Annotated in this window: 9 protein-coding genes and 1 pseudogene; 7 read left to right on the top strand and 3 right to left on the bottom strand. The window is 67.9% G+C overall.

All coding sequences use genetic code 11. The features are described from left to right. The 5 genes from BGO22_RS20045 to BGO22_RS20025 all read left to right on the top strand — a co-directional run. Positions 1-457: OsmC family protein (locus BGO22_RS20045; protein ID WP_353744368.1), on the top strand; the 457-nt coding region annotated here is incomplete at its 5' end. Between the two features lie 224 nt (positions 458-681). Continuing rightward, positions 682-1671 carry a hypothetical protein gene (locus tag BGO22_RS20040; protein ID WP_139147101.1) on the top strand — a complete coding sequence of 330 codons (990 nt, stop codon included), beginning with the start codon at positions 682-684 and terminating at the stop codon, positions 1669-1671. A 134-nt stretch (positions 1672-1805) separates the two neighbouring features. Beyond that, entirely contained in the window at positions 1806-4781 is a 2976-nt protein-coding gene (locus BGO22_RS20035; protein ID WP_070400524.1) for a condensation domain-containing protein, read from the top strand. After that, positions 4781-5671, top strand: a complete 891-nt coding sequence (locus BGO22_RS20030) for a DMT family transporter (RefSeq protein ID WP_070400523.1) — start codon at positions 4781-4783, stop codon at positions 5669-5671. The genes BGO22_RS20035 and BGO22_RS20030 overlap by 1 nt, the downstream gene beginning before the upstream one ends. A 226-nt stretch (positions 5672-5897) precedes the next feature. Next, positions 5898-7673: an alkaline phosphatase D family protein gene (locus BGO22_RS20025; RefSeq protein ID WP_070400522.1), complete on the top strand. Its 1776-nt coding sequence runs from the start codon at positions 5898-5900 to the stop codon at positions 7671-7673. Between the two features lie 15 nt (positions 7674-7688). Here the strand turns inward: BGO22_RS20025 and BGO22_RS20020 are convergent, their stop codons facing one another. Then, positions 7689-8237, bottom strand: a complete 549-nt coding sequence (locus BGO22_RS20020; RefSeq protein WP_070400521.1) for a hypothetical protein — start codon at positions 8235-8237, stop codon at positions 7689-7691. Between the two features lie 74 nt (positions 8238-8311). On the opposite strand from BGO22_RS20020, the gene BGO22_RS20015 reads away from it, so the two are divergent. Next, positions 8312-8632 (top strand): hypothetical protein, encoded by a 321-nt coding sequence (locus BGO22_RS20015; RefSeq protein WP_070400520.1) that lies wholly within the window; start codon positions 8312-8314, stop codon positions 8630-8632. Positions 8633-8847: 215 nt separating this feature from the next. Then, entirely contained in the window at positions 8848-9297 is a 450-nt protein-coding gene (locus BGO22_RS20010) for a carboxymuconolactone decarboxylase family protein (protein ID WP_070400519.1), read from the top strand. 90 nt (positions 9298-9387) lie between these two features. Here BGO22_RS20010 and BGO22_RS20005 read toward each other — a convergent pair whose 3' ends face one another. Continuing rightward, positions 9388-10185, bottom strand: a complete 798-nt coding sequence (locus tag BGO22_RS20005) for an SDR family NAD(P)-dependent oxidoreductase (RefSeq protein ID WP_070400518.1) — start codon at positions 10183-10185, stop codon at positions 9388-9390. Positions 10186-10210: 25 nt separating this feature from the next. Next, positions 10211-10336 (bottom strand): annotated as a pseudogene (locus BGO22_RS20000) (ketol-acid reductoisomerase); the annotation flags it as partial.

The following is a 10336-nucleotide window of genomic DNA, read 5'->3' as shown; positions in this document are numbered from 1 at the left end:
GCCCCTGACCATGAGCGATTCCGTCAGCGTCACCATCACCCGCCAGAAGAACTACCAGTTCCTCGTTGATTTTGGCGACGCCTTGCCCACGCTCAACGCGGACCTGCCCGCGCCGCTGGGCCAGGGCGAAGGCCCTTCGCCCGAGCACCTGCTGCTCGCGGCCGTGGCCAACTGCCTGAGCGCCAGCCTGTTGTTCTCGCTGCAGAAGTACAAGCAGGACCCGGGCACCCTGCGCGCCACGGCCACCGCCACCATCGGCCGCAACGAAGACAAGCGCCTGCGGGTCACGGGCGTGGACGTGGCGCTGAGCCTGGGCAAGCCCGCCACCGAGCTGGAGCACCTGGACCGCGTGCTCTCGCAGTTCGAGGCCTTCTGCACCGTCACGCAGAGCGTGCGCGCCGGCATGGACGTGCGCCTGACGGTGAGCGACGCCGACGGCCAGCGCTTGGGCGGCTGAGCCGCACCTGGCCCTTGGGCTGGCGTTCAGCGCGCGGCCCAGGGCGGGTCATGAACATTGAATCACTGTCCCCCATCAGTGGCGTGACACCTGTCCGTCGGGTTCCGAGAATTCGCGACCTTTTGACTTGAACGGGTGGGAAGGTGGCATCGCATGGGCTGCGCACCCATCGCCGAGCCAAGCGTTGCGCCATGGAAAGGAGCTTTCCTATGTGGGAGATGACAGTGGACTACGTCTTCTCGAATGACGCCAACGAAGCGCTCACCCGGCGCTTGTTGGAGATTCGGACCAATCCCTACAAGAGCTACGCCGGTTTTCGGTCCGACGTTCTGCGGGTGATGGCCGAAACCGGCCCCATCCCCGAGGACTTCCGCCGCTTGTGTTGCGCCAAAAGACGCGTCAATTCATTTGACGACCCGTACGTGCTTCTCAAGAACTGCCCGGTCGACCCCGAGCTGCCGATGCTCGACCTTGACAACCCGGTCGTCGACAAGCGAAACCGCAAGACCACCTACGTTGCCGAAGCCTTCTTGGTGCTCTATGCCGAATTGATGGGGCAGCAACCGATCGGCTACATCAACGTGAACGACGGCGATGTCTTTCAGGACATCCACCCGATGCGCTCGCTGATGGCCACGCAGTCCCAGAAGGCGGCCAAGTCCATCTTCTTCCACAAAGACCTGGCGAACCACTTTGTCCGCCCCGACTGGGTGAACATTCTCGGGCTGCGGGCCTCTGCGCAGAACGAGATCCATACCTCGTTCGTGCGCAACCGCGACCTGCTGGCGTACCTCGACGAGCGCGTGCTGAAGGGCCTGCGCGAGGAAAAGTTTCACACGCCCTACGACGACCTGACCCTGTCGTCGCCGAACAAGAGGCTGGGCCCGGCGCCCGTCCACCCCATCTTGGGCGGGGCGACCGACCACGACATTCGCTTCTTTGAGAACAGAACGGTCGGCCTCGACAGGGCCTCCCAGGAACTGGTGGACGAAGTCGTGCGTGCCCTGCATGCGCTGAAGAAGCGCCTGCTGATCCTCAAGGGCGACTTCGTTGGATCGGCGAACAATGAGTGCATTCACAACAAGGAAGTCGTGCGCATCGGCGACGAAGGCGCGGTCATGAACCGCTGGCTGATGAAGACGGTGAACGTCCGGTCGCTGGACATGCACAAGGTGCACATGCTGCAGGCCCAAGTCCGCATCGTGAACGGTTGATGGCGCACGGCGCGGCAAGCGTCCGGCCCAAGGCGACCGGGCGAACCCATTGAGAAACGGGACATTCGATGACACCTCCGGATTGCTTTCGGCTTGACCGCTGTGTCCAGCCTGCCCAGTGGATGCGAACCTGCGTGGAATGCGACGGCCGGACCCTGTCCTATGGCGAGCTGATCGCCCTGGTGGATGCGCGCGCGCGTGAGCTGGCGCCCCTGGTGCGCGACGGCGACGTCGTCGCCATTCGCCGCGAGAAATCCGAGCGGTATGTGGTCGATCTCCTGGCGGTCCTGTCGCTCGGCGCCGTGGCCATGCCCATCGACCCCCGCCTTCCCGACGCCCGCGTCCAGACGATGATGGACGCCGTGCCGCCACAAACCGTCATCACGGACGACGGCCTGCACGCGACGGGGTGGCCCAGTGCGATTCCTGGCCATCCGAACGACGGGGAAAGGCCCGGCTATGTCATGTTCACCTCGGGCAGCACCGGCCAGCCCAAGGCGATCCTCGGTTCGGTGTCGGCACTGGTGCATTTCGTCCGTTGGCAAGGTGCGGAGTTCGGCCTGTCGGCCGGCGACCGCGTCTCGTTCCTCACGCCAGTGGGGTTCGACGTGTCGCTGCGCGACATCTTCCTGCCGCTGCTGCACGGCGGGGTGCTGGTCATTCCCTCGGACCGGCACCTCGCGACGCCGCGCGCCACGGCGCACTGGCTGGCCGGCGAGAGGGTCACGGTCGTCCACGCGGTGCCATCGGTCGCCAAACTCTGGGCCCGCGCGATGGGCGATGCCGTTCCCCAGCTGCGGCTGGTCTTCCTGGCGGGCGAGAAGCTCTATCCCGCCACCGTGGCCGAGCTGCGCGCGGCGTTCGCGGGAACCACCGAGTACGTGAACCTCTACGGCCCCTCGGAAACCACGCTGGCCAAGTTCTTCTTTCGGGTGGGACGGGTCGATGCCGGTGACCCCGCACCGATCCCGGTCGGCCGCCCTCTGCCGGGCACGTCGTTCGGGTTCGGCGGCGCCGGCCCGGGGCGCGAAGTGGTGATCACTACGCGCCACGCCACGCTGGGCTACATCAATGCCCCCGCGGCCGAGAACGCGCGGTTCGCGCGCAACGGCGACGGGACCGTGTCCTACCGCACCGGCGACCTGGGCGAGGTGTCGGCCGCGGGCGATCTGGTGATCGTCGGACGGGCCGACGACGAGGTGAAGATCAATGGGGTCCGGGTTCACCCCAACGAGGTCACTCAGGCGCTGCAGGGCTATCCGGGTGCGCAGGACATCTGCGTCTTCGCCACCACGCCGCACGGCGGGTCCGAGCCACGGCTGGCGGCGGTCTGGATCGCCGGGCCGGCAGGCGAAGCCCTGCCCCACAACGCCCCGCGCGACCATGCCCTCCGCCATCTCCCGCAGGCCATCGTTCCAACGATCTGGCGCAAGGTGGCGGCGTTTCCCAAGAACGCCAATGGCAAGATTGATCGGGCGCGCCTGGCCGATCTGCTGGTGCCCGCCGACGAAGGGCGCGAGGCCGCCGCCACCGACACCGAAGCCTGGGTATGCCGCGCGGTCGGCGCGATCCTGGCATGCGAAGTTCCCCGCGCCACGGCCGACCTGTTCGGCCTGGGCGCCACCTCGATCCACGTGGCCTTTCTGATCGGCAAGATCGAAGACGAGCTGGGCAAGTCGCTGGCCTTTGCGGACGTCTTCGCCCTGGCCAGCCTGGCCGAGATCGCCGCGCTGATCGACCGTTCGCTCGCGCATGCGCACGTCGAGATTCCGCGCCTTCGCCGGGCTGAGACCTATGCCTTGTCGCCGCAGCAGCGCCGCTGGTGGAACATCTACATGCCAGAGGGCAACCGCTCCTGGGCGACGATGGTGCGGGTGCTGAAGTTCGACCATGCGGTCGATGCCAGACGACTCGAACGCGGGCTGCTTGATCTGTCGCGCCACCAAGATTCGATGCGGCTGAGCTTCGTGCAGCACAGCGGTGGCGTCCTGCTGAAAGAAACGCCTCTGATGGACGCCACCTCGCTCGACATCGAGGTGCACGATTTCTCGGGCCAGTCCGCCGAGGCCGCCGCCCGGATGCTGAACGCCCTGCGACTGGACGTGGCCAATGCCGAGATCCCCACGGACACCTGGCCGCTGTTTCGCGCCAGTGTCGCGAACCTGCCGGGCAGTCGGTCGGCGGTGGTGTTCGCCATGCACCACATGATCGGCGACGGCTTCTCGATGAACCTCGTCGAGACGCAGCTGCGCGGCTTCCTCGAAGAGGGCAGGGCCATTTCCGCCCCGTCGCGGTTCAACTACCTCGCCTATGCCGACTGGGCCGCCCGGGAGGAACCCCTGCGCTTCGGGCCGGGGTCCGACGCGCAGGCCTATTGGGCGCGGGTGTTCGCGACGCCCTACCGCAAGCACGTCTTCGCCGAGAAGTGGACCGGGCCGGGCCACGACCGAGGTCAGGGCTATTGCGTCAAGGTGCCCGATGCCACCCGCGCTGCGGTCAAGGCCTACGCGCGCGCGCACAGGGTGACCGAGTTCAGCCTTTACCTGAGCGCCAAGTTCCAGGCCCTCCACCGGCTGCTGGACCAGCCAGACCTCGTCATCGGCACGCCCGCCGCCGGGCGCGAGATCCAGGGCACCGAGGAACTCGTGGGCAACTTCATTTCGCTCGTCTGCGTGCGCAGCCACCGCGACGCTGGCCAGAGCGCGCTGGACCACGTGCGCCGGACCATGCAGGACGTCGCCTGCGCGATGACGCACCAACACTACCAGTACGACCGGCTGGTGGCCGACCTGGGATTGCCGTTCGAGCAATCGCGGTTTCCGCTGACCACGATCTTCATCAGCCAACTCAACTTCTGCGGCGCGGGCCGCAGCCCGCCCGACCCGAGCGAGTGGGGGTTCTCGGACCTCGGCTTCGCCGTCAAGTTCGACAAGATGTCCTACGTCCGCGAGCACGACGGCGCCACCAGCCTGCTGATCCAGTACCGCAACAACCTGTTCGATCGCGCCGACATCGAGACCTTCGCCTTGGCCTGGATCGGCGCGCTGGATGCTGTCGTCCGCACCGAAAGCCCCGACCAAAGCGCGGCGGTCCTCGAGGCCGCGGTGTGATGGCCGTTCCTTTCCTGGGCGAAGGCTTCGCCCTGGGCGCCTCGGTGTGCTGGGCCATCGGTCCCTTGGTGGCCTACAAGGGCGTCGAGGCGCTCGGCACGTTCCGGTTTTCGATGTACCGGTTCTTCACGGCGGCCCTGGCGCTGTTTCTCATTGCGTTCGCGCTCGGGGATGTCCATCTCGGCAACACGCGAGCGATGGCCTATCTGGCGGCTTCGGGCGTGATCGGCGTGGCCCTGGGCGAGGCGGCCCTGTTCCAGGCGGTGTTCCTGCTGGGGCCGCGCCGGTCTTCGGTCATTTTCGCGCTGCACGCGCCGCTGACCGCCGTTCTGGGCAGCGTCCTGTTCCGCGAAGCGGTGAAGCCCCTGACCGTTCTCGGCGTGACACTGGCTTTCGCGGGGGTGTATGCGGCTGTCATGTTCCGCGCGCCGACCGAGAAGGCCGGCGGTACGTATCACAAGCCCGCGACGGCCCGTCTGGGGTTCTTGCTGGTCGCCGTGGCGCTCGCCTGTCAGGTCGCCGGTGCGTTGCTGGCCAAGGAAGTGGTCGACGGGGTGGCGCCGTTCTTCGCCTCGTTCGTCCGGACCTTCGCTGCCACCGTCGCCTTCCTTCCCGTGTTCCTGGTCTTGCGGGGGGCGCCGCGCGCCAAGGGCAGCGCCCACCTGCCCATTGTCCTGGTGAGCGCGCTGGTCAGCACGATCGGTGGCATGACCCTTTTGCTGGCCGCGTTGGCCAGCGCAGGGATCGTCCGTGCCGTGATCTTGTCGTCGATGTCGCCAGTGATTTACATCTTCCTGATGTCGGTGTTTCGCGGGGAACGCTTCCCGGTGCTGGCCTGGATCGGCAGCATCATGGCCGTGGTCGGCGCCGCCATTGCGATTCTGGCTTGAGGGGAAAGCCCCCCCATTCCAGGACGACGTTCTCGCTGACGGCGGTGGTCATGGGCTGGCTGTCAGCGCGCCTGCATCAGCGCGTACATGCCGGTGGCCCCAGCGAGCAGGCCCAGAATGGCAGCGCGGCACATCCCCCATTCGTCCATTGCCGGTCGCCTGGGTCGTCGGAAACCGGTTCATGCTCGCCGGGCCGGCCCCACCCCAGGCCCGGACGGAGAACCCCATGAACGAGAAAGACCTGCTGCTCGGCCCCGTGCTGTCCTTCCGGGGCAGCGACGGGGGCACCTGGAAGGTGACCGCGCTCATCGGCCTGAAGGAGGCCGCGCCCATCCCCACCCTGGAGGTGGACGGCAAGCCGTGCCCCCAGCCCCGCGAGCTGCTGCTCACCTCGGGCGAGCGCTACCTGCGCTACGACCTGTCGTGCAAGCGGCTCAAGAACGAGCGTTTGGTGGGCTACGGCGTCGTCGGCGGGCCGCGCTGGGCGATGACCGTGCCGGCCAAGGACGAGGCGCCGCGAATGGCCTACGTGTCCTGCAACGGCTTCTCGGACCCGGCGGTGATGCGCAAGCTGGTGCGCACCTCCAACGCCGTGTGGGAAGACCTTCTGTTCAGCCACGACAAGTCCCTGCGCGTGCCGCTGCCCTCGGGTGAGCCCAAGCTGCTGGACAAGGAGCAGCTCTGGCACGAGCGCCGCATCCACGACAAGCAGCTGCAGCGCTTCCACCTCATGCTCATGGGCGGCGACCAGATCTACTTCGACGCCATCTGGGAAGAGATCGAGGCGCTGCGCCAGTGGGTGGCCCTGCCGCGCGCGGACCAGCTGAGTTTTCCGGTGACGGCCGCGCTGGACAAGAAGATCGCCGATTACTACTTCGGCCTGTACCGCCAGCGCTGGCTGCCCAAGGACCGCAGTTCCTGGTCCGCCCAGACGCCCGCGCTGGACGCGGCCACGGCCCTGTCGCGCATCCCCACCCTCATGATGTGGGACGACCACGACATCTTCGACGGCTGGGGTTCCTACAGCGGTGAGATGCAGCACAGCCCGCTGTTCCAGGCCCTGTTCCGCCATGCGCGCCGCGCCTTCTGGGTGTTCCAGATGCAGCACGCGCTGGACGAGCTGCCCGAGCTGCAGGACGCGACGCCACCGGGCTTCTCGACACAAGACCCGCTGTTCCAACCCATCGCGTGGAGCAAGGTCCTGGCCAAGGACCCGCTGGCGCTGCCCTTGCTGGACCGGCAGCCGGGCTTCACCTCGGTGTACTCGCTCGGCCCGCTGGCCGTCGTCGCGGCCGACCTGCGCACCGAGCGCTCGCGCAACCAGGTGATGGGCACCGACACCTGGCGCGAGATCAAGGCCTGGCTGGGCGCGCTGCCCGGCAGCGACAGCCCGGCGAAATCCAAGCCCTGCCGGCACCTGCTGTTCATGTCCTCGGTGCCCGTGGTGCACCCCAAGCTTTCATTGGCCGAGCTGCTGCTCGACAAATTCGGCGCCGACCACGTGACCGACAGCAACGCCGACGACCTGAAGGACCACTGGTCGCACGACGACCACGAGGGCGAGCGCAAGCGCCTGCTGGAGGTGTTCTCGGCCCTGGCCAAGGACAAGAAGATCCGCGTGTCGCTGGTCTCGGGCGACGTGCACGTGGCCGCCTGGGGCACGGCCTACCGCAAGGACCTGCCGGCCTCCGAGACCTGGTCGCAGATGCACCAGTTCACCTCGTCGGCGGTGGTGCACCCCTCGCTCATGGGCGTGATGGAGCGGCTGTTCCTGTCCTGGCTGAACGCCAGCGCCAAGCACCCGCAGGCCATCGACGTGATGTACGTGGCCGAGATGATGCTGTTCCCCGGCCACGACAAGCACGTGATGGCGGCGCGCAACTGGCTCGCGCTGGAGCTGGACGAGGGCGCGCCCGAGGGCTGCAAGCTGTGGGCGACCTGGCGCTGCGAAACGGAGACCAGCTTCTCGAACCACCTGCTGGCGGTGGCGCCGGTGCAGTGAGGCGGGCGGGCCGCCTCAGTTGTTCTTCTTCTCGGCGGGGGCGTGGTCCATCAGCGCCTTGAGCGTGCGCCTGGACACCTGGGCCTGGTAGTCCGCCCACCCGCTGGCGTCCAGCGCCTGCTTGACCGCCGCCGTGACCGAGTCGCCCAGCTCGTCGCAGAACTTGAAGGCGCGCTCCATGCCGGCGGGGCTCATGTTTGGGGCGCGGAAGGCCTGCTGGATCACCGGAATGTCGGCCGGCACGATGCCCATGCCCGTCAGGCCGGCGGTGTCCAGCGCATGCCGGCGCGCGGAGAGGTCGCGCATCCAGCCGAAGACCGTGCCGGCCCGCGCGCTGTCGGTGGACTTGAAGTACTCCTGGCTGAGGCTCTTGGTGGTGCGGTTGAAGAGCATGTCGCAGGCGCCGCCGATCTGCTGCAGGCTCTTCAACCCCTTGAGCTCGGCCGGCAGGTCCGGCGGCTGGAAGTCGAGCTTGCCCTGGTTGCCTGGGGTTTGGGCCCCGGCGGTGAACGACAGCGCGAGCAGGGCGGCGGCGAGGATCGGGGCGGCGCGATGGGGCTTCATGCGAGGGCTGGGGGACGGTTGGTATAGCCCCCGACGGTACACTGCCCCGGCCCTTGAAACGGGTGACGTTTTTCATGAACCTCTACGAAGTCATCCGCTGGGGCAACGACGCCGACGACCCCTTCACCGGCGGCCCCAACGGGCCGGACACGGGCTTCCTGGTGCGCGCCGGTTCGGTGGAGCAGGCGGCGGCCCTCGCGGACGAAGCCCTGCGCCGTGCCCGGCCCACGCGGGTCAGCGCCTGGGCCGGCGCGGTCTACCTGCTGGGCCAGGAACACAGCACCGAAGCCGACCCCCGCATCCTGCGCGGACCCTATGTGCAGCACGCGTACCGCCACGGCTGGCGGCAGTGGTGCCGGGACGAAGAGGGCGGGGCCTGGGTGGAGCGGGAGTGAGGGCGCTTGCCTGCGGTGCGCCACTGGGTTGGCGTGTCGGGCGTGGGGACCATTGGCGTGGTCCTGGCGTGGTCGAAGGCATCCAGGCCTTGGTGAGGCTCGTCTGCGGGGTGCGCATCGCCGCCGTTTGTCACAAGGCGCGGGTGCTGTCCGTCTTGGGTGGGATTGGCCGAGTGCTGGCCGTCAAAGACCACCCATAGAAAGGACTGAGCCTCATGAATCGCGCGAACTGGTTTGCTGTATCCCCCGAGGGCGCCAAGGCAATGGGCGCCTTGCACCACCATGTCGTGAACGGCACGAACCTGCCCAGCACGCTCATCCATCTGGTTTTCCTGCGTGTGTCGCAGATCAACGGGTGCGCCCACTGCATCGACATTCACACCCGCGACCTGATCAAAGAGGGCGTATCGGTCGACAAGGCGGTGCTGGTGCCGGTCTGGCATGAGGCCGAGTATCTGTTCACCGAGCAAGAGCGTGCCGCGCTGGCCTGGTCGGAAGAAGTGACGCGCGTGAGCGAAACGCATGCGTCCGACGAAGCCTACGCCGCGGCGCTGGCCGTGTTCGGCGAGAAGGATCTGGTGGACCTGACCCTGACCATCGCCGCCATGAACGCGATCAACCGGCTCGGCGTCAGCTTCCGCCTGAAGCCGCGCGCCAGGAGTTGAAGAGGCCTGTCGGCAGCGGCGGCCAACGCCGGGTCCGGGCCCGCCGCACCCAACGGCGGGCGCCTCGACACCCCAGAGAAGACGGGCCTCTCAGACCCCGCCGAAATCCCGCCTGAGCGTGGGCAGGCCCACCCCCGCCGCATCGAAGCCGCCGTCCACCGCCAGCACCTGGCCGGTGACGTAGCTGGCCTCCGGCGAGCAGAGGAAGCCGATGCCGTTGGCGATCTCCTCTTCCGAGCCGTAGCGCGCGAGCGGCACCGCCGCGTGGTAGTCGGCGCGGATCTCCGCCGTGTGCACCTGTTGGGCCATGGCCGTTTCCACCGGGCCGGGCGCGATGGCGTTGCAGCGGATGCCCAGGCCCGCGAGCTCCACCGCCTGCTGCTTGGTCAGGTGGATGAGCGCGGCCTTGCTGGTGCCGTAGGCCACGCGCAGCGTGCTCGCGCGCAGGCCCGAGATGGAGGCGATGTTGACGATGGCGCCGCCCTGGCGGCGCATCACCGGCACCACGGCCTGGCTGCAGAGGTAGGCGCCGTCGAGGTTGGTGGCCATCACGTAGCGCCACTCCTCGAAGCTGGTCTGCACCAGCGGCTTGAAGACGGCCACGCCCGCGTTGTTCACCAGCGCGTCGATGCGTTGCCAGGTGGTGTCCACGGTCGCGACCACATCGGCCACCTGCGCCGGGTGGGACACGTCGGCGGGCAGGGCGAGCGAGCGGCCCGGCGCTTCCCATTCGAGTTGCTCGCGCGCCGCGTTCAGCGCGGGCGCGTCCTTGTCGACGATGACCACGCGCCACTGGCGTGCCAGGAACCAGCGCGCGCTGGCCAGGCCGATGCCGCGCGCCGCGCCCGTGACGATGGCGACCTTGTGTTCCTGTACGTCCTGCGGCATGGCGTGGGCGTTCCTTCGTTCGAAATCAGTTGCGGCTCTGGTCGACCAGCTTGTTCTTGGCGATCCAGGGCATCATGGCGCGCAGCTGGGCGCCCACCACCTCGATGCTGTGCTCGGCCGTGTTGCGCCGGCGCGCCGTCATGCTGGGGTA

Origin of the sequence: Hydrogenophaga sp. 70-12, from assembly GCF_001897365.1 — a bacterium.
Classification (GTDB): domain Bacteria; phylum Pseudomonadota; class Gammaproteobacteria; order Burkholderiales; family Burkholderiaceae_C; genus Hydrogenophaga; species Hydrogenophaga borbori.
Note: the sequence above shows the minus strand (reverse complement) of the source record. Positions and strands in the feature narration are given on the sequence as shown.

What these genes read in the sequence shown, in the direction of transcription:
- BGO22_RS20005 (WP_070400518.1), bottom strand. Translation starts at nt 10,185, where the DNA reads ATGCCGCAGGACGTACAGGAACACAAGGTCGCCATCGTCACGGGCGCG.
- BGO22_RS20010 (WP_070400519.1), top strand. Translation starts at nt 8,848, where the DNA reads ATGAATCGCGCGAACTGGTTTGCTGTATCCCCCGAGGGCGCCAAGGCA.
- BGO22_RS20030 (WP_070400523.1), top strand. Translation starts at nt 4,781, where the DNA reads ATGGCCGTTCCTTTCCTGGGCGAAGGCTTCGCCCTGGGCGCCTCGGTG.
- BGO22_RS20015 (WP_070400520.1), top strand. Translation starts at nt 8,312, where the DNA reads ATGAACCTCTACGAAGTCATCCGCTGGGGCAACGACGCCGACGACCCC.
- BGO22_RS20025 (WP_070400522.1), top strand. Translation starts at nt 5,898, where the DNA reads ATGAACGAGAAAGACCTGCTGCTCGGCCCCGTGCTGTCCTTCCGGGGC.
- BGO22_RS20020 (WP_070400521.1), bottom strand. Translation starts at nt 8,237, where the DNA reads ATGAAGCCCCATCGCGCCGCCCCGATCCTCGCCGCCGCCCTGCTCGCG.